The following is a 21,519-nucleotide window of genomic DNA, read 5'->3' as shown; positions in this document are numbered from 1 at the left end:
CTCCTCTCGTACGGTGCTTTCTTCTCGCGCCTTCCTCAACTGCCGGACGGGGCAGCCGGTCGCGCCGCGCGCGTCAGCCGGTCTGGGGGGCCGGCTCCGGCTCGGGCTCGGTGAGCAGCGGGTACACGCCGTTCTCGTCGTGGTCCTCACGACCGGTCACCGGCGGGTTGAACACGCACACGCAGCGGAAGTCCTCCTTGATGCGCATGGTGTGCTTCTCGTGCCCGTCGAGCAGGTACATCGTGCCCGGGGTGATGGTGTGCTTCTCACCGGTCTCGTCGTTGGTGAGCTCGGCCTCGCCCTCCACGCACAGCACGGCCTCGATGTGGTTGGCGTACCACATCGACGTCTCGGTGCCCGCGTACAGGGTGGTCTCGTGCAGCGAGAAGCCGACGCGCTCCTTGGCGAGGATGATGCGCTTGCTCTCCCAGGTGCCCGACTTGGCCTTGACGTGGCGGTCGGTGCCTTCGATGTCCTTGAAGGATCGGACGATCACGGTGTTCTCGTACCTTTCTGTGGTGCGGACAAGGAGTGGTGCGGTGACGCGGTGCTCTCAGGCGCAGTCGCGGACCGCGCGGGCGAGGGTGCGCAGACCCTCGTCCAGCTCCTCGGGGGTGGTCGTCAGCGCCGGCAGCAGCTTGACGACCTCACTCTCCGGGCCGGAGGTCTCGATGAGCAGACCCAGCTCGAAGGCGCGCTTGGCGATCTTGTTGGCGAGCGGCTTGTCGGAGCACTCCAGGCCCCAGACCATGCCGCGGCCCCGGTACTCGGCGATGGCGCCGGGGTGCTCCTCGACGATGGCGCGCAGGTGCGACTCGATGATCTCGCCGCGGGCCAGCGTCTGCTTCTCCATCTGGCCGTCGGCCCAGTACGTGTCCAGGGCCGCCGCGGCGGTGACGAAGGCCGGGTTGTTGCCGCGGAAGGTGCCGTTGTGCTCGCCCGGCTCCCACACGTCCAGCTCCGGCTTGAACAGGGTGAGCGCGAGCGGCAGGCCGTAGCCGCTGATGGACTTCGAGACGGTGACGATGTCCGGCACGATGCCCGCCTCCTCGAAGGAGAAGAACGCGCCGGTGCGGCCGCAGCCCATCTGGATGTCGTCGACGATCAGCAGCATGTCGCGGCGCTTGCACAGGTCGGACAGCGCGCGCAGCCACTCGGCGCGGGCCACGTTGATGCCGCCCTCGCCCTGGACCGTCTCCACGATCACGGCGGCCGGCGTGTTCAGGCCGGAGCCGCTGTCCTCCAGCAGGCGCTCGAACCAGAGGAAGTCCGGGTAGGTGCCGTCGAGGTAGTTGTCGAACGGCATCGGGGTGCCGTGCACGAGCGGGATGCCGGCACCGGCGCGCTTGAAGGCGTTGCCGGTGACCGCGAGGGCGCCCAGCGACATGCCGTGGAAGGCGTTGGTGAACGAGACGATCGACTCGCGGCCCTTGACCTTGCGGGCCAGCTTGAGCGCGGCCTCCACGGCGTTGGCGCCCGTCGGGCCCGGGAACATGACCTTGTAGGGCAGGTCGCGCGGGCGCAGGATGGTGTTCTGGAAGGTCTCCAGGAACGCGCGCTTGGCCGTGGTGGACATGTCCAGGCCGTGGGTGACGCCGTCGCGCTCGATGTAGTCGATCAGGGCGCGTTTGAGTACGGGGTTGTTGTGCCCGTAGTTCAGGGACCCGGCGCCGGCGAAGAAGTCGAGGTAGGTGTGCCCGTCCTCGTCGTACATGCGGCTGCCCTGGGCGCGGTCGAAGATGGTGGGCCAGCCGCGGCAGTAGCTGCGTACGTTGGATTCCACGGTCTCGAAGACGCTCAGGTCGGGCTGGGTGATGGTCACAACATGCTCCTGGGAGATGAGTGGCGTGAGCGGGGAGGAGTCTGCGGGGGCCGAAAGGCCGTCAGGGCCGCTGCCCGGCAGGGGGACCGAGCGGGCCGATGAGGTTGAGCACCTCGGGGTCGTGCCCCTGTTCGGGGAAGAGCCCGGCGTCGAAGAGGACTTCGCGCGTCAGGGACGCTCCGTGGCGCTCGGCGAACGACGCGAACAGCCGGTTGGACGCCGCGTTGCCGGGGGTGATCGTGGTCTCGACGCGACGGACGCCCAGCTCCCGTACGGCGCGGGCGACCAGGCCGTCCAGAAGGGCGGTGGCCAGTCCGCGGCCGCGGTGCGCGTCGTCGACGGCGATCTGCCACACGACGAGCGTGTCCGGGGACTCGGGGCGGACGTAGCCGGTGACGAAGGCGGCCGGCTCGCCCTCCGCGTCCCGGGCGACGGCGGAGGTGGCGGCGAAGTCGCGACACCACAGCAGGTAGCTGTAGGAGGAGTTGAGGTCCAGTGCCTTGGAGTCGCGGGCGATGCGCCAGATCGCGGCTCCGTCCTCCACGCGCGGTGTGTCGAGCTTGAATCCCTCCGGCATTTCTCTGTAATCGCTGCGGGGACCTGCGTCTGCTTGTGCGGCGGTCATGCGAATTCAATTTACCCAGGGAAAAAGGAAAATGCATCGGGGTGAGGGGTTACGTACGGGCGGGGTCCTGTGTTATCGCGCGAGGGCGCACGAGCGCGCGAAGGGCCTACGTGATGTGCCGGTTTGCCCGGAAAATATGGGGCGAAGTGGACAGTTTGTGTCCTCGGTCACAGCTCCGTAACGTCCTCGAAGCGAGCCGGAATTACGACCTCCGGCACTAGCGAAATCTTGGCGTTTGAGCTGCGAAAAAGCGGGCAGAAGAATACGGGAAGCTGCGCGGATAAGAATAGGGAATTCGTCGGTAACAGATGTACCGCAAGAAAAGCCCGATGGTCCGTGGTGTTTACGTGAAACGGATTGCCGGATGGTGGGACGGTGCGGGGCGGACAGTGGCCCGCGCACGCCGCACGGGCCCCGTGCCGCCCGGCGTACCCCGCGTCATACAGTGCGGCCATGAGCGAGAGCGCGGTGCTGCACATCAAGGGCAGGGTCCTGGCCGGCCCGTACGACGAGCGCGACGAACTCTGGGTCGTCGACGGCCGGGTGACATACCAACGGCCCGCCGGGGCACGGGACATCACGACCGTACGGGGCTGGGCGCTGCCGGGACTGGTCGACGCGCACTGCCACGTCGGGCTCGACGCCCACGGGCCGGTCGACGAGGCCACCAGCGAGAAACAGGCGCTGACCGAGCGGGAGGCGGGCACCCTGCTCCTCAGGGACGCCGGCTCGCCGTCCGACACCCGCTGGATCGACGACCGCGAGGACCTGCCGCGGATCGTCAGGGCCGGCCGGCACATCGCCCGCACCCGCCGCTACATCCGCAACTACGCCCACGAGATCGAGCCCGAGGACCTGGTGGCGTACGTGGCACGGGAGGCCCGGCGCGGCGACGGCTGGGTCAAGCTGGTCGGCGACTGGATCGACCGCGAGACCGGCGACCTGGCGGCGTGCTGGCCGCGCGGCGCCGTCGCGGCGGCCATCGCCGAGGCGCACCGCCTCGGCGCGCGCGTCACCGCCCACTGCTTCGCCGAGGAAACCCTCGCCCCGCTGGTCGAAGCGGGCATCGACTGCATCGAACACGCCACCGGCCTCACCGAGGAGACCATTCCGCTGTTCGCCGAGCGCGGCGTCGCGATCGTGCCCACGCTCGTGAACATCGCGACCTTCCCCCGGTTGGCGGCCGGAGGTGAGAAGAAGTTCCCCGCCTGGGCGAGCCACATGAGGAGCCTGTACGAGCGCCGCTACGACACCGTACGCGCGGCGTACGACGCCGGGGTGCCCATCTTCGCCGGCACCGACGCGGGCGGCTCGCTCGCCCACGGCCTGATCGCCCAGGAGGTCGCGGAGCTGACCAAGGCCGGCATCCCCGCGCTGGACGCGCTCGCCGCGACGACGTGGGGGGCGCGGCAGTGGCTGGGGCGCCCGGGGCTGGAGGAGGGCGCCCCGGCGGACCTCGTCGTGTACGACGGCGACCCGCGCGCGGACGTACGGGTGTTGGCGGCGCCGCGGCGGGTGGTGCTGCGGGGGCGGGTCGTGGGCTGATCCCCGTTCGGCCGCGGCGATGGCGGGGCGCCTGCTCCTACCGGTCCCGGCGCGCGCCCGAGCGCTCGCGCGCCATCCGCGCGGCCACCACCGCGCCCGAGATGTTGTGCCATACGGAGAAGACCGCCGCCGGCAGCGCCGCCGTCGGGCTGAAGTGGGCGGTGGCCAGGGACGCCGCGAGGCCGGAGTTCTGCATGCCGACCTCGAAGGCCATCGCCCGCCCGGCCGGTTCGCCCAGCCGGGCCAGCCGGCCCGCCGCGTAACCGAGGGCCAGGCCCAGGCCGTTGTGCAGGACGACGGCGAGGACGACCAGGGCCGCCGCGTCCTTGATGCGCGCGGCGCTGCCGGACACCACGACGAGCACGATGGCCGCGATCGTCACGGCGGACAGCCACGGCAGCGCGCGCAGCGCCCGGTCCACCCAGCGGCCGGCGACGAGCCGGACCACCAGGCCGCCGACCACCGGCAGCAGCACGGTCTTGAGGATGTCGGTCACCATCGCCCCGGCGTCCACGTCCAGGAACTGCCCGGCGAGCAGCAGTGTCAGCGGCGGCGTGACGAGCGGCGCGAGCACCGTGGAGACGGTGGCGACCGAGACGGACAGTGCGACGTCGCCGCGGGCCAGGTACGTCACGACGTTGGACGCGGTGCCGCTGGGCGCGCAGCCGACCAGGATGACGCCGGCCGCGAGCTGCGGGGGGAGGTGGAGGGCGGTGGCGATCAGCCAGCCCAGTCCCGGCATGATCACGTAGTGGGCCGCCAGGCCCAGGCCCACCGCCCAGGGGCGCTTGGCGACCGCCGTGAAGTCCGGTGGCGTCAGGGTCAGGCCCATCGAGAACATCACGACGCCGAGCAACCACGGCACCGCGGGCGCCCAGCCCGTGAACGGCGCGGGCCACAGCAGCCCGGCCGCGCCGGCCGCGATCACCAGCAGGGGGAAGACGGTGACGGCCCGCCGCGCCGCGCGGTCGGAGGCAGGCTGGTCACCGGTGGGGGCGGGGCGCTGGCTGAGCTGTTCGGTCGGCACGGCGGCACCTTAGCGCCGGTCTGCGTGTATGGGACAACGGGTTTCGGATGGTGGACGGCGGCCGGGTACGGGCGTCAGCCCGTCAGGGCCTTTTCCAGGGCCTCCGCGAAGCGGTCCGTCGTCGCCCGGTCCCGTACCGCCAGCCGCAGCCACCCGGGACCCAGCCCCGGGAACGTGTCGCCACGGCGGACCGCGAAGCCGAGCGCGCGCAGCCGGGTACGGACGGCCGCCGCGTCCGGCAGCCGGATCAGGACGAACGGCCCGTCGGCCGGCGTCACCGCGTGCACCTCGTGACCGTCGGGTCCGCGGACCTCCGCCAGCCGGGCCAGCAGGTGGTCCCGGTCCGCCGCGATCCGCCGGGCCGCTTCCGCCGCCTCCGCCAGCGCGGCCGGCTCGCAGCACGCCTCGGCCGCCGCCAGCGCGGGGGCGGAGACCGGCCACAGCGGCTGCGCCCGCTCCAGGTCCGTGACGATCTCCGGGGCGGCCAGTACGTAACCGATCCGCAGGCCCGCCAGGCCCCACGTCTTGGTCAGGCTGCGGAGTACGACGAGCCCCGGTACGTCCGTCCGCGACGCCAGCGACGCGTGCTCGCCGGGGACCGCGTCCATGAACGCCTCGTCCACGACCAGGACGCGCCCGGGCCGGGCCAGCCCGGCGATCTCCTCGGCGGGGTGGAGGACGGAGGTGGGGTTGGTCGGATTGCCGACGACGACGAGGTCGGCGTCGTCGGGGACCGCGTCCGCGGCCAGGCGGAAGCCGTTCCGTTCGGTGAGCAGCACCCGTTCCACCGCGTGCCCGGCGTCGCGCAGCGCCGCTTCCGGCTCGGTGAACTGCGGGTGCACCACGACCGGCCGGCGGGCCCGCACGGCACGGGCGATCAGCACGAACGCCTCCGCCGCGCCTGCCGTCAGCAGCACCCGCTCGGGCGGGAGCCCGTGCCGCGCCGCCACCGCCCGGCGCGCCGGGCGCCCGTCCGGATAGGCGGCGAGCCCGTCCAGGGAGGCGGCGATGCGGGCCTTGAGCCAGGCCGGCGGCGTACCGGTGCGCACGTTGACCGCGAGGTCGGTCAGCGCGGCGCCCGCGCCGCGTACCTCGGCGTCGCCGTGGTGGCGCAGGTCCGGCTCGCACGGGCCGGGACCGGCGCCGGGTATGCCGGAGGGAGTGGCGGGCTGCGGGGTGGGCACGAGATCTCCTTGGTGCGTACTAATCACGGGCGCGGGGGGCGCGCCGGGCCACGGCGCAGGTGGCCCGCGCCCCCCGCGCGGACTTGCGTTTGCCGACGACCAGCTCGGCGGCCCCCGCGCCGGGGCCACCGCCCGCCGCGGTCAGCGCGGCGGCCTCCGCCACGCTCGGCGTGCCGGCGGCGGCCAGCGGCGCCGCCGACGGGTGCGGTACGGGCACGGCGGCCAGTACCCCGGCCGGGTACGCCAGCAACGGCACGCCGAGCCGGGCCGCGGCCCCGGCCACCCCCGGCTCGGCCGCCTTGGTGTCCACGGTCGCCAGCGCGGTGACCGCGCACGGGGCCAGCCCCGCCGAGGCGAGGCTGTCCACGACGAGCGCCAGCACCTCGGCCGCCGTGACGCCCCGGCGCGCACCGACGCCGACGACGACCCGTGCCGCACTCACCACCGCGGTCCACGGGCCCGGACATGCGGGATGCCCGGCCGGTCAGTAAGCAGGAGTGAGGGGTGGCAGATCCGTGGGGAAGGGGTGAGACCGTGCCGGTGGCCATCGCGCTGGGCGCGTTCCTGATGACCCTGTTCGGCGGCTGGGTCGCACACCGCGTCACCGACCGCAGGCACCTGGTCCTGGGGCTGGCCGGCGGCCTGATGCTGGGCGTCGTCGGCCTCGACCTGCTGCCCGAGGCGCTGGAAGCGGCGGGCCGGGAGATCCACGGCGTCCCGGCCGCGCTGCTCTGCTTCGTGCTGGGCTTCCTGACCGCGCACGCGGTGGAACGGCTGCTCGCCGTCCGCAAGGCGGCGCACGGCATGGATCCGCACGAACGCGTGCCGCAGGTGGGCCTGACGGCGGCCGCCGCGATGGTGGTGCACAGCTTCATGGACGGCTTCGCGATCGGCCTGGCCTACCAGGTCGGCCGGGAGATGGCGGTGGCCGTGGCGCTCGCCGTCATCGCCCACGACTTCGCGGACGGCTTCAACACGTACACGATCACCAGCCTGTACGGGAACGCCCGCAACCGGGCGCTGCTCATGCTGGGCGCGGACGCGCTCGCCCCGCTGGCCGGCGCCGCCTCCACGCTGCTGTTCACCCTTCCGGAGCAATGGCTCGGGATTTACCTGGGTTTCTTCGGCGGCGTCCTGCTCTACCTGGCGACCTCCGACATCCTGCCCGAGGCACATCACGACCACCCCGCGCTGTCCACCCTGCTGTGCACGGTGGCGGGCGTGGCGTTCATCTGGCTGGTGATCGGTCTCGCGGGCTGAACGGGTGCGCGAGCCGGTGCGCCGGGCGTGCCCGGCACCGGACACGGCAGTCACGGCGCGCCGGCTCCCACACCGACGGAGACCGGCCCGTTGCGTCCGTCCAGCACGGCCGTCAGCCCCGGCTCGTCCCCCGCCTCGACGGCCAGCGTGGCGCCCAGGGCGCCCAGCTCGGCACGGATCGTCGCGGGGTCGGGGTGCGTCCCGGAGAAGGAGCGCAGGGGTACGACGGGCAGCTCACCGGCGGCCGGGTGCGGGGTGTCGCCCCAGTCCAGCAGGAACGGCACCAGCCCGCCGCCGGTACGCGGCGGCGTCAGCGTCCAGGAGAGCGTGCCGCCGTCCGGCGTCCTGCGGCACATCGCCACCGGCTCGCCCGGGTCGTAACCCAGCACGCGGGCCCGCGCGACGTGCCCTGCGATGCCGCGGACCCGGACCGCCCAGTGGGCCAGCCGGGGCCCGGACAGGGCGTCGATGCCGAACCAGCGCGGGGACGGTGGCGCCGGCTGCCCGGGGTCCGGGCCGATGATCTCCAGATAGGCGCCGTCCCCGAGCCCCAGCAGGACGTTGCGGGTGCCCCGGCCCGGATGGCCGCCGCCCGGCACCGGGCGGACGCCGGTCAGCGCCGCGACCTGGGCGGCGGTCTGCTCCAGGTCGGGCGTGGCGAGGACCAGGTGATCCAGGACGGCGTCAGCCACAGAGGGCCTCCAGCGGCGGTCGGGCGGCGGCGTTGCGGGCCAGGCGGCGGGCCAGCGACGGCTCGGCCGCCCAGTGGACGTGCAGGTACGAGGCGTGTACCCCGTTCTGTACGTGGCCCTCCACCCGGCGCGCGGGGTGGGTCATGCCCCAGGCGGGGGACGTGCCCGCGCCCGGTTCCAGCACCGTACGGTGGAACTCGTGGCCGCGCACCCTGGTACCGGCCACCGCCAGCGCGTTGTCCTCCAGCGCCACCGCCTCCCGGTAGCCCAGCGTGAGCCGCTGCGACATCCGCGCGTCGGCGGGCAGCACCCCGCACATCGGCTTGCCGTCCAGGGACCGGGACAGGTACAGCAGCCCGGCGCACTCGGCGACGAGCGGTGCCCCGGAGGCCGCCAGCGCCACCACGGCCCGGCGCAGCGGCGCGTTCGCCGACAGCTCGGGCGCGTACACCTCGGGGAAGCCGCCGCCGAGCACCAGCGCCTGCGTGCCGGACGGCAGCCGCTCGTCCCGCAGGGGGTCGAAGACGGCCACCTCGGCACCGGCGGCCGCCAGCAGTTCGGCGTGTTCGGCGTAGGAGAACGTGAAGGCGGCGCCGCCCGCGACGGCCACCACGGGCTTGCCGGACACCGCCGCCGCGCCGCCGGCCCCCTGCGCGACGGCCCGCGCCGGGTCCCAGGGCGTGCCGGGCAGCTCCGGCGCGCTGTGCGCCAGCGCCAGCAGCGCCTTGAGGTCGCAGCCCTCGCGGACCTGCGCGGCCTGCGCCCGTACGGACTCCAGCGCCTCGGCCTGCCGCTCGGCGACCGGGACCAGGCCCAGGTGCCGCGACGGCGTCCGCATCTGCGGCGCCCGGCGGAGCGCGCCGAGCACCGGCACGCCCGACTCGTCCAGCGCCGCGCGCAGCAGCTCCTCGTGCCGGTCCGAGCCCACCTTGTTCAGGATCACCCCGGCCAGCCGCACCTCGGGGTCCCAGGACGCGAAGCCGTGCACCAGCGCGGCCACCGACCTGGACTGCGCCGAGGCGTCGACGACCAGCACCACCGGCGCCCGCAGCAGCTTGGCGACCTGCGCGGTGGACGCCAGCTCGCCGAGCCCGGAGGCGCCGTCGTACAGCCCCATCACGCCCTCGACGACCGCCAGGTCGGCGCCGGCCGCCCCGTGCAGGAACAGCGGCGCGACCTGGTCGGTGCCGCAGAGGTACGCGTCCAGGTTGCGGCCCGGCCGGCCCGTCGCCAGGGCGTGGTAGCCGGGGTCGATGTAGTCGGGGCCCACCTTGTGCGGGGAGACCGTGAGCCCGGCCTCGGTGAAGGCCGCCATCAGGCCGGTGGCGACGGTCGTCTTGCCGCTGCCCGAGGCGGGCGCGGCGATGACGAGCCGGGGGATGGTGCTCACGGTCTGGCTGCTCCTGGTCCTGCTGCTCTCGTTGCCGTACTGCCTGGTGGCGCGGTCACCACTCGATGCCGCGCTGGCCCTTCTGGCCCGCGTCCATCGGGTGCTTGACCTTGGTCATCTCGGTGACCAGGTCCGCGAAGTCGCACAGCTCCTGCGGCGCGTTGCGGCCGGTGATGACGACGTGCTGGTTGCCGGGGCGGTCGCGCAGGACGGAGACGACCTCGGCGGGGTCCACCCAGCCCCAGTGCATGGGGTAGGCGAACTCGTCGAGCACGTACAGCTTGTACGTCTCGGCGGCCAGGTCCCGCTTGACCTGCTCCCAGCCCTCGCGGGCCGCCTCCTCGTTGCTGAACTGCGAGTCGCGCTGGACCCAGGACCAGCCCTCGCCCATCTTGTGCCAGGCGACCGTGCCGCCCTCGCCGGTCTCGCCGAGTACCCGCAGCGCCCGCTCCTCACCCACCTTCCACTTCGCCGACTTCACGAACTGGAACACCCCGACCGGCCAGCCCTGATTCCAGGCCCGCAGCGCCAGCCCGAAGGCGGCGGTGGACTTGCCCTTGCCGGGGCCGGTGTGGACGAGGACCAGCGGGCGGTTGCGCCGCTGGCGTGTGGTGAGCCCGTCGTCCGGTACGACGGACGGCTGTCCCTGTGGCATTAAGCGGCCCTCCGGTGGGTGTGGTTGGTGCCCTGTCCGCGTACGTCGCGGACGAGCGCGGAGACGCTGTCCGCGCGCAGCTCGTCGAGGGTGACGGCAGTGCCCTGGAGGTCCCGGGCCAGCTCGCCGGCCAGCCCCAGCCGTACCGGCCCCGCCTCGCAGTCCACGACCACCGAGGCGACGCCCTCGGCGCCCAGCAGCCGCGCCGCGCGGGACGTGCGCACCAGCGGCTCGGGGCCGCCGGTGGAGCGCCCGTCGGTGACGACCACCAGCAGCGGCCGGCGCGAGGCGTCCCGCAGCCGTTCCACGCGCAGCACCTCGTGGGCCTTGAGCAGGCCGGCGGAGAGCGGTGTGCGGCCGCCGGTGGGCAGCGACTCCAGCCGGGCGGCGCCCGCCTCGACCGACGAGGTGGGCGGCAGCGCCAGCTCGGCCTCCGCACCGCGGAAGGTGATCATGCCGATCTTGTCGCGCCGCTGGTAGGCGTCGAGCAGCAGCGAGAGCACCGCGCCCTTGACCGCGCTCATCCGCTTGCGCGCCGCCATCGAACCGGACGCGTCCACGACGAACAGCACGAGGTTGCCCTCGCGGCCCTCGCGTACCGCCTCGCGCAGGTCGTCCCGGCGGACGACCAGCCCCGGACCGCTCCGCCCGCGCGCGACCTGGTGCGGCGCGGCGGCCTGTACGGTCGCGGCCAGGTGCAGCTTGGTCAGGGTGCCCTGCGGGCGGCGGGCGCCGGTGGTGCGGCCGTGCGCCGTACGGGCCCGCGAACGGCGGCCGTCCGCGCCCTCGCCGAGCCCCGGCACGTCCAGCCGCCGGGTACGGAACGGCTCGCCCGCGCCGACGGCGGCCTTCTCGCCGCCCTCGCCCGGAGCGTTCTCCCCTTCGCTTCCGGACTGCGCCTTCGGGTCGGCGGGCGCCGGGTCCGCCTCCGGGGCCTGCGACTGCTCGGGCAGCTGCGGCTGGTCGTGGGCCTGCGGCTGGTCGTGCGGGGCCTGGGCGTCTTCGCCCTGCGGGCCGTCCGTGCCGCCGTCGCCGTCCTGCGGCGGCCGGCCGCCGCCCGGTCCGTCGGGATCGTCGTCCGGGCCGCCGTCCGGTTCCGGGTCGTCGTCCTCGTCCGCGGCGAACTCCTCCAGCGTCCGGTCGAGCTTGTCCTCGTCCAGGCCGGGGGCGTCGAAGGGATTGCGGCGGCGCCGGTGGGGGAGCGCCAGCAGGGCGGCCTGCCGTACGTCCTCCTCGCGGACGTCCGTACGGCCCGCCCAGGCCGCGAGCGCGCACGCGGTGCGCGCCATCACGATGTCGGCGCGCATGCCGTCCACCTCGAACGCGGCGCAGACCGCGGCGATCTGCCGCAGCACCGCGTCGCCGAGCAGCACGTCCGGCAGCAGCGCCCGCGCGGCCGCGATCCGCTCCCGCAGCTCGTTCTCCTCGGCGGCCCAGCGTGCCGCGAAGCCCGCCGGGTCGGCGTCGTACGCCAGCCGGCGCCGCACGACCTCGACCCGCTGGTCCGGCTCGCGGGACGCGGCGACCTCCACGGTGAGGCCGAAGCGGTCCAGCAACTGCGGCCGCAGTTCGCCCTCTTCGGGGTTCATGGTGCCGACGAGCAGGAAGCGCGCCGCGTGCCGTACGGAGACGCCCTCGCGCTCCACGTACGAGGCGCCCATGGCGGCGGCGTCCAGCAGCAGGTCCACGAGGTGGTCGTGGAGGAGGTTGACCTCGTCGACGTACAGGATGCCGCGGTGCGCGTCCGCCAGCAGACCCGGCTCGAAGGCCTTCACGCCTTCCGACAGGGCCCGTTCGATGTCCAGCGCGCCGACCAGCCGGTCCTCCGAGGCGCCGACGGGGAGTTCGACCATGCGGGCCGGGCGCTCCTCCGAGCCGCCCGTCTCGTGCGGGCCGTCCGGGCACGCCGGGTCGGGCGCCGCGGGGTCGCAGGAGAAGCGGCACCCGGTGACGACGGGGACGTCGGGCATCAGCGCCGTCAGACCGCGCACGATCGTCGACTTCGCGGTGCCCTTCTCCCCACGGACGAGCACCCCGCCGATGGCCGGCGAGATGGCGTTGAGCAGCAGGCTCAGCCGCATGTCGGACATGCCGACGACCGCGGTGAACGGGTAAGGGACCGATGCCATTAAGGAGTACCCCCTTCGAGGGACGTGCGGTGTGCGGGCGCGGGGGAGGCCGCGCCGGGTGCGGCCGGGGTGCGGGACGGCGGTGGTACCGGCGGCGCTCCCGGCGGCACGAAGGGCAGCCCCGCCGGCACCCCGTCCTCGATCAGCCGCAGCAGCGCGTCGGTGTCCGCGTGCTCCTCGATCAGGTCGCCCAGCTTGTCGAGCTGCTCCTCGCGCAGCGCGGCGAAGCTGGTGTCCGGCGCCGGGACGAACGCGCGGCCCGCGTCGGCGGCCACCCGCCGCAGGAACGCCCGCCGGAAGCCGTCGCTCTCCAGGGAGCCGTGCCAGTGGGTGCCCCAGACCGATCCGGACCGGCAGCCGTCCAGGAAGGGCTGCCCGCCGAGGACCTCGGCCACGCCGTGGTGGATCTCGTATCCCTCGACCGGCTCGCCCAGCGCCTCGCCGGACGGCCGGGCCAGGGTCTTGTCCGCGGCGAACCGTACGCGTACAGGCAGCAGGCCCAGCCCGTCCACCGTGCCGGCCTTGGACTCGACCTCGTCCTCGATGCGTTCGCCGAGCATCTGGAAGCCGCCGCAGATGCCGAGCACCGGGCGGCCCTCGGCCGCCCGCCGCCGCACCGCGTCCGCGATGCCCCGCTCGCGCAGCCACTGGAGCGCCCGGACGGTGCCGCGGGTGCCGGGCAGCACGACGAGGTCGGCGTCGGCCAGCTCCTCGGCGCGGTCCACGAAGCGCACCACGACGCCGGGTTCGGCGGCGAGCGCGTCCACGTCCGTGAAGTTCGACATCAGCGGTACGGCGGCCACCGCGACCCGCAGGACGTCGGCGCCGTGCGGCGGCGCGACGACGCTCTCGCGGACCGCGCCGCGCAGCGACACCCGCAGGCCGTCCTCCTCGTCGATGCCGAGGCCGTGCGCGAACGGCAGCACCCCGAGGGTGGGCCGACCGCTCAGCTCCCTCAGCATCTCCAGGCCGGGCTCCAGCAGCGTCACATCACCCCGGAACTTGTTGACGAGATAGCCCGCGACCAGCGCCTGGTCCTCCCGGGACAGCAGCGCCGTGGTGCCGAAGAAGGAGGCGAACACGCCGCCCCTGTCGATGTCGCCGACCACCACGACCGGGATGCGGGCGGCCCGCGCGATGCCCATGTTCACGATGTCGGTGCGCCGCAGGTTGATCTCCGCGGGGCTGCCGGCGCCCTCGCAGATCACCGCGTCATGCGTACGGCGCAGCTCCTGGAGGCAGTCCGTGACCGTACCGAGCAACTGCTCCTGGCGCCCCGCGTGGTAGCCGCGCGCGCTCAGCTCGCCCACCGGCTTGCCCATCAGCACGACCTGGCTGCTGCGGTCGCTGCCCGGCTTCAGCAGCACCGGGTTCATCAGCGCGCTCGGCTCGACGCGCGCCGCCGCGGCCTGCATGGCCTGCGCCCGCCCGATCTCCGCGCCCTCGCGCGTCACGAACGAGTTCAGCGACATGTTCTGCGCCTTGAAGGGCGCCACCTTGACGCCCTTGCGCGCCAGCCAGCGGCAAATGCCCGCCGTCACCACGCTCTTGCCCGCGTCGGACGTGGTGCCCGCCACCAGCAGCCCGCCGCCGAGCGGCGTTCGACCCGGTCCGTTCACGTGGCGCTCCTCGCCGTCCGCATGTCACTGCTCACTTGGCCCTCCCGGCCGTACGGGCCCGCCGCACGGCCCCTGCCGCGCACCGGCCCGCGACCGTGGCCGCCAGCGCCAGCGCGCTCACCCGGCGCGACAGCGTCACGGCCCGCCCGATGTCCGGCACCGCCACGGGGTGCCCGGCGGCACCGTTCAGCACCGGCCGGTGCTCGACCCGGCCGCCGTACGCCAGGGTGCCCCCCAGCCGTACGCCCAGCGCCCCCGCGAACGCCGCTTCCACGGGACCCGCGTTGGGGCTCGGGTGCGACGGGCCGTCCTGCCGCCAGGCACGCCACGCGCCCCGCCGGTCGGGGCCCGCCAGTACCGCCAGCGCGGCGGTCAGCCGGGAGCCGGGGAACCCGGCCACGTCGTCGAGCCGGGCCGAGGCCCAGCCGAAGCGGTGGTAGCGCGGCGACTTGTGCCCCACCATCGCGTCCAGCGTGTTGACGGCACGGAAGGCCAGCAGCCCCGGTACGCCGGCGACCGCGCCCCACACGAGGGCGCCGACCACCGCGTCCGAGGTGTTCTCGGCGACGGACTCCACCACCGCGCGCGCCATCTGCTGCCCGTCCAGGGCCTGCGGGTCGCGCCCGCACAGGTGCGGCAGCCGCTCCCGCGCCACGTCGAGGTCGCCTGCGGCGAGCGCGCCGCCGACGGCCCGCGCTTCGCGGCACAGCGAGGTACCGCCCAGGACGGCCCAGGTGGCGGCGGCGGTCAGCGCGACGGAGGCGGGGGAGGAGCGGCGTACGGCACGTTCCAGCAGCGCGGCGCCGGCGGCGGTCCCGCCGACACACAGCGCGGTGTGCAGGGCCCCGCGCCCGCGGTCGTCGCGCCACAGCCGGCGTTCCACGGCGGCCGCGGCCCGCCCGAAGGCGGCCACGGGGTGGCCGCGCCGGGGATCGCCCGCGACCAGGTCGCCGAGGAAGCCGAGGGCCGCGCCGCACGCGTAGCCGGCGTGTTCGGCACGCATCGGATCAGACCGCCGTCGCGCCTCGGAGGGACGGTACGGGGGAAGGCACAGAAGATCGCGAACTGCGGCCGGGCATGACGGTAGGTCCTCACTCAGGGTCCGCGCCCTGGTTCGACGGGTACGGCGACAAGAGTCTCCTGGCTCCCCGGATCGGCGCTTCCCCCGGCCTTCCAGTCCGTACGGGAACCTCTCGGCTGCGACGTGGACCGTGGCCCTTGGTGGAGGGGCGCTCCCCGGTGACAGTGGCGGGACCGCGCCGGATTCTCACCGGACTTCCTCATCTGTCGCCGAATGGCTCCGGCAGTCCACCACGCTCCGCGAGAGCCCGTCAACTCGCGCTTGACCTGCGCCGCAGGCGGTGGCAGTGGCTGTGTCCCAGGACACAGCGCGGGGCGCCCGGCGGCCGCGGCGTCCGCCGCCGACCACCGGGCGCCCCGGAGTGCCGTGCCGGCGCCCGTCAGGCGGCGACGATCAGATAGATGCCGTACGCCACGGCCGCCGCGCACAGCGCGAAGCAGGCGTACGCCCCGGCCCTGGCCGGCGCGCCGGGGCCGTCGGCGGCGGCCGCCCCGTCCTCCTGCCGCGGGGCGCGGGACGTGCCGACGATGCCGAGGGTGAACAGGCCGACGATGCCGACCGTCACCACGAGCGTGACGCCGAAGACCTGGCCCAGAGCTGCCCAGTCGATGCTCATTCGCGTTCTCGTTCCTTCGTGGGTGCCGTGCGGCCGGGTCAGCCGACCGCCGAGCCGGCCTTGGCGCGGCGCTGGGCGTGCGTCTCGTGCGGGTGGGCGGCCGCCGGGGCGGTGATCACCGGGGCGGTGCCGACCGGGTCCGTGAGCGGCGTGTCGGCCATCGCGGGTGCGGGGACCGTGGCGACGGCCATCGCTGGCGCGGACACGACCGGCCCGGCGGGCGGCGGGGTCACGGCCTGCAGCGCGGCGGTGACGACACCCACCGGCTCCGCCGCCGGGCCCTCGTTGACGTTGGTGTGGTCCACCGGCTTGCGCCGGGAGGCCGCCCAGATCGCGCCGCACACGGCGAGCCCGAGGACCGCCACGGTCGCGATGCCCCAGTCGCCCTGCTCGGCCAGGAACGCGGCGCCCGCCGCGACCAGGCCGGCGGCCGGCAGCGTCAGGCCCCAGGCGACGACCATCCGGCCCGCCGTGGACCAGCGCACCACGCCGCCCTTGCGGCCCAGGCCCGAACCCATGACCGAACCCGAGCAGACCTGGGTGGTGGAGAGCGCGAAGCCGAGGTGGGAGGAGGCCAGGATGGTGGCCGCCGCGCCGGTCTGGGCGGCGAAGCCCTGCGGCGGCTGGATGTCGGTGATGCCCTTGCCCATCGTGCGGATGATGCGCCAGCCGCCGAGGTAGGTGCCGAGCGCGATGGCCACACCGGCCGAGGCGATGACCCACAGCGGCGGGTCGGCGTGCGGGGCGACCACGCCGCCGGTGATCAGCGCGAGGGTGATCACGCCCATCGTCTTCTGCGCGTCGTTGGTGCCGTGCGCCAGGGAGACCAGCGCGGCGGAGGCGATCTGCCCGGCGCGGTAGCCCTTGGCGGTGTCCTCCTCGGCGCGGTTGCGGGCCAGCCGGTAGGTCAGCCGGGTCGCGGCCAGCGCGGCCAGGCCGGCCACGACCGGCGCGGCGACGGCCGGGATGAGGACCTTCATGACCACGGCGTCGGCGTGCACGCCGCTGGTGCCCACGGACACCAGGGTCGCGCCGATCAGGCCGCCGAAGAGGGCGTGCGAGGAGCTGGAGGGGAGTCCGGCCAGCCAGGTGACCAGGTTCCAGACGATGGCGCCGACCAGCCCCGCGAAGATCACTTCTGGTCTGATGCCGGCGGTCTCGTCGATGATCCCGCCGGAGATGGTCTTGGCGACCTCCACCGACAGGAACGCGCCGACCAGGTTGAGGACCGCCGACATCGCCACCGCGGTCTTGGGCTTGAGTGCCCCGGTGGAAATGGTGGTGGCCATGGCGTTGGCCGTGTCGTGGAAGCCGTTCGTAAAGTCGAACACCAAGGCCGTGACGATCACGATCCCGATGAGAAGCGTGATGTGTTCCATTCACCCAGGCAATCAGTTCGATGGGCAGTGACGCTCGGGACCGTACGGACGACGGGTGAACGGAAGGTGAACTGGGACGGGCGGCACGGTGACGCCCCCGAAGGAGTCGCGCGAAGGCACCCGCCCCGCCACTCGGGCCCCGGCCGTTCAGCCCCAGCCGGCGGGGAGCTTGCCCGGCGTGCCGTGCCAGTGGGCCGGCCACAGCGGGTGGGTGGCGGCGAACGCCCGGCCGTCCGCCCGCCACCCGCCGCCGTTGCGCAGGAAGCGCCGGGCCTGCGCGCGCCTTCGCGTACACCGCCCTGCCCACGGCGCCCGCCGCCTCCGCCGCGGTCACGTCAGCACACCGTCAAACCCGACATAGCGGATACCGGAGCGCGAGGGTCCGCCCCACGGCCCCGCTCCCGGCCCGTACGGTGTCGGCAGCCCCGCGCGCACCACGCCCGCGCGCTCGGCCGGCCACCGCCCGCACCGCACACCGGAGGCACACGCATGACGGACCCGGAAGCCCTCGGCCGCGCCTGGCGCGAACTGGTCGACACCGCCCGCCGCACGGTCGCCGACGGCCTGGTCGTCGGCACCTCGGGCAACGTCTCCGTCCGCGTCGGCGACCTGGTCCTGGTCACCCCCAGCGGCGTCCGCTACGACCGGCTCGGGCCCGGCGACCTCACCGCGGTGGACCTCGAAGGACGCCAGGCCCGCGGCACGCTGCGGCCCACCAGCGAACTCCCCATGCACCTGGCCGTCTACCGTGCCACCGGGGCCACCGCCGTCGTCCACACCCACGCCGCCCACGCCACCGCCGTCTCCACCCTCGTCACCGAACTCCCGCCGGTGCACTACATGACCGCGGCCCTCGGCGGCCCCGTCCGAGTCGCGCCCTACGCCCTCTACGGCACCGAGGAGTTGGCCGGGAACATGCTCGGCGCACTGCGCGGCCGCACCGGCTGCCTCCTGCGCAACCACGGCACCGTCGTGTACGGCGACACCCTGGACGAGGCGTACGACCGCACCGCCCAGCTGGAGTGGATGTGCCGCGTGTGGCTCGCCGCCAGCTCGGTGCCGGGTCGCGAACCCGCCCTGCTCACACCGGAACAGGTCGGGGCGGCGGGCGACCGGCTGCGCGGCTACGGGCAGCGCCGCTGACGCGCGCCGCCGCCCGCGCCCGCCCGGCCGCCCGCGGACGCCCCCGCCGTCACCCGGCCGCGCCCGCCCGCTGGCCGCGGACGCGGCCCCCGTCCACACTGGGGAGGATGCGTCTGGGTACTGCGGCGGCAGCGGCCGCCACCACGGTGATCGGTGCCGGCGCGGCCGCGGTGGCGGCCGGCCGGTACGCCAGCGGCATGGTCCTCAAGCCCGCCCTCGACCGGCCGCTGCCGGGCGACCCCCGGCTCACGGTGCATTCCACCGGGCCCGGACGGATCACCCTCACCCGCAGCCTCGCCTCGCTGCGGCCCGGCACCTACGGCCTCACCGGCGCGGGCGCCCACGCGATCGTCGGCCCCCTCCTGGACAACGTGCCGCACCCCGCCGACACCGTCGTCCGCCGCCTGGAACGGGTCACCCACGGCACCCTCCAGCCGGGCGCCCGGATGCGGATGACACCCCAGGTGCACATCGGCAACCCGCGCGACGCGCTGGGCATCGACTGCGCCGACGTCGACATCCCCGGGGAGCTGGGCGCGCTGCCCGCCTGGTTCGCGCCCGGCGACCGGGAGACCTGGGTGATCACCGTGCACGGGCTGGGCACCACCCGCGAGCACCCCATGGTCGTCCTGCCGTTCCTCGCCGACCAGCGGCTGCCCGTCCTGAACCTCGCCTACCGCAACGACTCCGGCGCCCCGCACACCGCCGACGGCATCAGCCACCTCGGCGACGCCGAATGGCGCGACGTGGACGCCGCGATCCGCTACGCCGTCCGCTACGGCGCGCGGCGCGTCGTCCTGCACGGCTGGTCCACCGGCGCGTCCATGGCCCTGCACGCCGCGGCCAACTCCGCCCTGCGCGACCGCGTCGCCGGCCTCGTCCTGGACTCGCCGGTCCTGGACTGGCAGGCCACCGTCCGCGCCCTGGCGGCCGCCCGCCGCACCCCGCGCCCGCTGCTCCCACTGGCCGTACGGGCCGCCGAGGGCAGCACCGGGCTGCACGCCGGGCGGCTGGCCGAGGCCTGGGCCCCGGACCTGCTCACCGTGCCGACGCTCCTGGTCCACGGGCCGCACGACACCCTCGCCCCCTGGGCGGCCTCCCGGGAACTGGCGGCCCGCCGCCCGGACCTGATCACCCTTCACCCCGTTCCGCACGCCCCGCACGCCGCCATGTGGAACGCGGACCCCGCCACGTACGAAGAGACCCTGCGCCGCTTCCTCACGCCCCTCATGTGAGCCGCGGAAGCCCGCTCGTACGGCGGCGGCGACCGGTCCGCGCACCCTTCGCGCGACGTGCCGCGGGAACGTACCGACCGTTCCGATTGGGCTTTCGGGCCGTCAGCGGGAAGACTGCCCCTGTGACGTCCCGTACTCCGCGCGACTCCCGGCTCCGACTCGTCCCCCGTCAACCGATTGCCGCCGCCCGACGAGCGGTGAGCACCCGGGCCGCCAGGCCGGCGCCCCGGCCGCCCCAGGGCACACCGCCGCCCGCGGAACTGGCGCGCCAGGCCCGCGCCGGCCTGGCCGGTGCCGTCCGCCTCGCCCGCTGGGCCGACGGCGAACACGGCACCGGTGCCGGGCTGCGGGCCGGCCAGGACGGAGCCCTCCCGGCGGACGTCGCCGAACAGGCGGCGCACGATCTGCGGCTGACCCCGCAGCAGGTCCGCACGGACTGGGACCTGGCCAGGCTGGCCGGACTCGTCGAACTGCACGGCGGCCTGGCCCGCCCCGGCTGGCGGTTGCGCGCCTGGGAACGCGACGACACCGCCGCGCTGCGCGGCTGGGTCGCGCTCTTCGACGCCTGGTCGCTGGCGCGCCCCGCGCCGCCCGGCGCCGGGCCGACCGCCGTCGCCGAGGTCGTCGAAGCCGTACCGCAGCTGCTGTCCCTGCTGCACCTGTCCGCCGGCCCGGTCCGCCTCCCGGTCCTCCTCGACATGCTGGAGCAGCGGGTCGCCGAACTCCGCACCGAGCGCTGCGAAGTGCCGTACGGACCCGGTCAGGGCGCGGGCGCGGAGCAGGGCGGGGCGGTGAGTGACGCCGCGGGGGCGTCACTCGCGGTGCTTCTGGACTGGGCGCTGGACGGCCTCACCGCCGTGGGAGCGCTCGTCGTGCGCGACGGCGCGAAGACCGGCGTGCCCGCCGAACGCGAAGCGCTGCTCACCCCCCTCGGCAACTGGTCGGTCTGGGTCAAACTGGAGCGGATCTGCGTCGCCGCGCAGAGCCCGGCCGGCAACATCGAGCAGTCCGCCGAGGCGATGCTGCGCGGCTGCGCCCGGCTGACCCCGGGACCGGCGCGCGCCGAATACCGCGCCTGGCTCGCCGCCCGGTCCGCCGGCGGCGCGGTCGAGGAACTGCTCGCCGTGGCCCGCGGCGAGGACGCGCTGCTGCGCGGCCTCGCCTTCGAGGCGCTGCGGGCCGTCGGCGCCCCCGCCGAGCCGGCCGTGCGCGCCGCCGCCGAGGAGCCGGGGCTGCGGCCGTACGCCCTGCTCTGGCTGGTCGAGCACGAGGGCGGCGACCCGGAGACCGCCCCGGACGTGCTCACCCGCGAGGAGTCGACCTGGCTGTGGGTGGACACCGCCGCGGCCGTCGCCGACCACGGCGAGGGCCAGCTGCTGGTCCGCCACCTCGAATCGGCGGTCCAGGGCTCGGTCCCGCGCCTGCTGGAGGAGGTACGGGCCGTCGGCCACCCGCGCACCGTGCAGGTGCTGGTCGCGCTGGCCGCCGCGCACCCCGACCCGGCCCTCGCCAAGGCCGTGCGCCGCGCCGCCTTCCAGGTCCACACCGGCGGCGCCTGACGCTCCGGGGCGGGAACCCGGCACCCGGCCGCGGTGCCTGGGTCCCGCCCCTCCGTCTGACGCCCCTCCGCCCGGCGCCCCTCGGCCCGGCGCCCCCGGCCCCGGCGCGCCGCCGCTCCTCAGGCCGGCGGTGCGACCGGTGTGTACGTGCCGAAGGTCCAGAGGTTGCCCTCCAGATCGCGGGCCGTGTACTCGCGGGAGCCGTAGTCCTGGTCCGTGAGCGGCAGCGCTATCTCCACCCCCGCTTGCTCGGCCCGCCGGTGATGCGCGTCCGGATCCTCGACGACCGTGTACACGCCGACCGGGCCACTGCCGCCCAGCGCCTCTTCGTACGCTCCGCCGACGCCCTTCGAGCCCAGCATCACCACCCCGTTGCCGTAGGACAGCTCGGCGTGCACCACCGTGCCGTCCTCGCTCTCGTACAACGCGCTCCGGGTGAATCCGAAGGCTTCCGTCAGCTGCTTGATCGCGGCCTTCGCGTCGCGGTAGTGCAGCGTCGGGCAGAACGTGGGTGCCCCTGCCATCTCACCGGTCATGACGATCACCATCCCTGCGATC

General features: G+C 74.8%; 20 protein-coding genes and 1 riboswitch. Of the genes, 5 read left to right on the top strand and 15 right to left on the bottom strand.

The window, feature by feature from the left end:
- Positions 1 to 73: 73 nt before the first annotated feature.
- The 3 genes from ACH4K4_RS17355 to ectA all read right to left on the bottom strand — a co-directional run bounded on the left by ACH4K4_RS17355 (position 74) and on the right by ectA (position 2,447).
- Positions 74 to 496, bottom strand: a complete 423-nt coding sequence (locus tag ACH4K4_RS17355) for an ectoine synthase (RefSeq protein WP_398168134.1) — start codon at positions 494 to 496, stop codon at positions 74 to 76.
- A gap of 57 nt (positions 497 to 553) precedes the next feature.
- A complete protein-coding gene (gene ectB, locus ACH4K4_RS17350) occupies positions 554 to 1,822 on the bottom strand; it encodes a diaminobutyrate--2-oxoglutarate transaminase (RefSeq protein ID WP_398168132.1) in 1,269 nt (422 codons plus the stop codon).
- A 61-nt stretch (positions 1,823 to 1,883) separates the two neighbouring features.
- A complete protein-coding gene (gene ectA / locus ACH4K4_RS17345) occupies positions 1,884 to 2,447 on the bottom strand; it encodes a diaminobutyrate acetyltransferase (protein WP_398168131.1) in 564 nt (187 codons plus the stop codon).
- 453 nt (positions 2,448 to 2,900) lie between these two features.
- On the opposite strand from ectA, the gene ACH4K4_RS17340 reads away from it, so the two are divergent.
- The gene (locus tag ACH4K4_RS17340) at positions 2,901 to 3,992 is read left to right on the top strand and encodes an amidohydrolase family protein (RefSeq protein WP_398168130.1); all 1,092 of its coding nucleotides are present in this window, start codon (positions 2,901 to 2,903) and stop codon (positions 3,990 to 3,992) included.
- A 37-nt stretch (positions 3,993 to 4,029) separates the two neighbouring features.
- Here the strand turns inward: ACH4K4_RS17340 and ACH4K4_RS17335 are convergent, their stop codons facing one another.
- From ACH4K4_RS17335 to ACH4K4_RS17325, 3 genes are all read right to left on the bottom strand, one after another.
- On the bottom strand, positions 4,030 to 5,019 hold the full coding sequence (locus ACH4K4_RS17335) for a bile acid:sodium symporter family protein (RefSeq protein WP_398168128.1): 990 nt from the start codon (positions 5,017 to 5,019) through the stop codon (positions 4,030 to 4,032).
- Between the two features lie 74 nt (positions 5,020 to 5,093).
- Positions 5,094 to 6,170: an Rv2231c family pyridoxal phosphate-dependent protein CobC gene (gene cobC / locus ACH4K4_RS17330; protein WP_398168685.1), complete on the bottom strand. Its 1,077-nt coding sequence runs from the start codon at positions 6,168 to 6,170 to the stop codon at positions 5,094 to 5,096.
- A gap of 52 nt (positions 6,171 to 6,222) precedes the next feature.
- The gene (locus ACH4K4_RS17325; protein ID WP_398168127.1) at positions 6,223 to 6,645 is read right to left on the bottom strand and encodes a cobalamin biosynthesis protein; all 423 of its coding nucleotides are present in this window, start codon (positions 6,643 to 6,645) and stop codon (positions 6,223 to 6,225) included.
- 92 nt (positions 6,646 to 6,737) lie between these two features.
- Here ACH4K4_RS17325 and ACH4K4_RS17320 point away from each other — a divergent pair, with 92 nt between their 5' ends.
- Positions 6,738 to 7,463 (top strand): ZIP family metal transporter, encoded by a 726-nt coding sequence (locus ACH4K4_RS17320; protein WP_398168126.1) that lies wholly within the window; start codon positions 6,738 to 6,740, stop codon positions 7,461 to 7,463.
- A 50-nt stretch (positions 7,464 to 7,513) separates the two neighbouring features.
- Here the strand turns inward: ACH4K4_RS17320 and ACH4K4_RS17315 are convergent, their stop codons facing one another.
- The 8 genes from ACH4K4_RS17315 to ACH4K4_RS17280 all read right to left on the bottom strand — a co-directional run bounded on the left by ACH4K4_RS17315 (position 7,514) and on the right by ACH4K4_RS17280 (position 17,024).
- On the bottom strand, positions 7,514 to 8,155 hold the full coding sequence (locus tag ACH4K4_RS17315; protein ID WP_398168125.1) for a VOC family protein: 642 nt from the start codon (positions 8,153 to 8,155) through the stop codon (positions 7,514 to 7,516).
- Complete coding sequence (locus tag ACH4K4_RS17310) at positions 8,148 to 9,545, bottom strand: cobyrinate a,c-diamide synthase (RefSeq protein WP_398168123.1); 1,398 nt, start codon at positions 9,543 to 9,545, stop codon at positions 8,148 to 8,150. The genes ACH4K4_RS17315 and ACH4K4_RS17310 overlap by 8 nt, the downstream gene beginning before the upstream one ends.
- A gap of 55 nt (positions 9,546 to 9,600) precedes the next feature.
- Entirely contained in the window at positions 9,601 to 10,200 is a 600-nt protein-coding gene (cobO, locus tag ACH4K4_RS17305; RefSeq protein ID WP_398168121.1) for a cob(I)yrinic acid a,c-diamide adenosyltransferase, read from the bottom strand.
- Entirely contained in the window at positions 10,200 to 12,329 is a 2,130-nt protein-coding gene (locus ACH4K4_RS17300) for a putative cobaltochelatase (protein WP_398168120.1), read from the bottom strand. Before ACH4K4_RS17300 ends, cobO begins: the two co-directional genes overlap by 1 nt.
- A complete protein-coding gene (locus tag ACH4K4_RS17295) occupies positions 12,329 to 13,948 on the bottom strand; it encodes a cobyric acid synthase (RefSeq protein ID WP_398168118.1) in 1,620 nt (539 codons plus the stop codon). The genes ACH4K4_RS17300 and ACH4K4_RS17295 overlap by 1 nt, the downstream gene beginning before the upstream one ends.
- 31 nt (positions 13,949 to 13,979) lie before the next feature.
- The gene (locus tag ACH4K4_RS17290; protein WP_398168116.1) at positions 13,980 to 14,951 is read right to left on the bottom strand and encodes a cobalamin biosynthesis protein; all 972 of its coding nucleotides are present in this window, start codon (positions 14,949 to 14,951) and stop codon (positions 13,980 to 13,982) included.
- A 130-nt stretch (positions 14,952 to 15,081) separates the two neighbouring features.
- A riboswitch (cobalamin riboswitch) is annotated at positions 15,082 to 15,232 on the bottom strand.
- Between the two features lie 176 nt (positions 15,233 to 15,408).
- Entirely contained in the window at positions 15,409 to 15,645 is a 237-nt protein-coding gene (locus ACH4K4_RS17285) for a hypothetical protein (protein ID WP_398168115.1), read from the bottom strand.
- A 38-nt stretch (positions 15,646 to 15,683) separates the two neighbouring features.
- The gene (locus ACH4K4_RS17280) at positions 15,684 to 17,024 is read right to left on the bottom strand and encodes an inorganic phosphate transporter (RefSeq protein ID WP_398168114.1); all 1,341 of its coding nucleotides are present in this window, start codon (positions 17,022 to 17,024) and stop codon (positions 15,684 to 15,686) included.
- A 489-nt stretch (positions 17,025 to 17,513) separates the two neighbouring features.
- Here ACH4K4_RS17280 and ACH4K4_RS17275 point away from each other — a divergent pair, with 489 nt between their 5' ends.
- The 3 genes from ACH4K4_RS17275 to ACH4K4_RS17265 all read left to right on the top strand — a co-directional run bounded on the left by ACH4K4_RS17275 (position 17,514) and on the right by ACH4K4_RS17265 (position 20,961).
- Positions 17,514 to 18,167, top strand: a complete 654-nt coding sequence (locus tag ACH4K4_RS17275; RefSeq protein WP_398168113.1) for a class II aldolase/adducin family protein — start codon at positions 17,514 to 17,516, stop codon at positions 18,165 to 18,167.
- 107 nt (positions 18,168 to 18,274) lie between these two features.
- Positions 18,275 to 19,402, top strand: coding sequence for an alpha/beta hydrolase (locus tag ACH4K4_RS17270; protein WP_398168112.1), 1,128 nt, complete (start codon positions 18,275 to 18,277; stop codon positions 19,400 to 19,402).
- Between the two features lie 122 nt (positions 19,403 to 19,524).
- Positions 19,525 to 20,961, top strand: a complete 1,437-nt coding sequence (locus tag ACH4K4_RS17265; RefSeq protein ID WP_398168111.1) for a hypothetical protein — start codon at positions 19,525 to 19,527, stop codon at positions 20,959 to 20,961.
- 119 nt (positions 20,962 to 21,080) lie between these two features.
- Here the strand turns inward: ACH4K4_RS17265 and ACH4K4_RS17260 are convergent, their stop codons facing one another.
- Positions 21,081 to 21,497 carry a VOC family protein gene (locus ACH4K4_RS17260; protein WP_398168110.1) on the bottom strand — a complete coding sequence of 139 codons (417 nt, stop codon included), beginning with the start codon at positions 21,495 to 21,497 and terminating at the stop codon, positions 21,081 to 21,083.
- Positions 21,498 to 21,519: the final 22 nt, after the last annotated feature.

Origin of the sequence: Streptomyces sp. NPDC017529, from assembly GCF_044329785.1 — a bacterium.
Lineage (GTDB): Bacteria > Actinomycetota > Actinomycetes > Streptomycetales > Streptomycetaceae > Streptomyces.
Note: the sequence above shows the minus strand (reverse complement) of the source record. Positions and strands in the feature narration are given on the sequence as shown.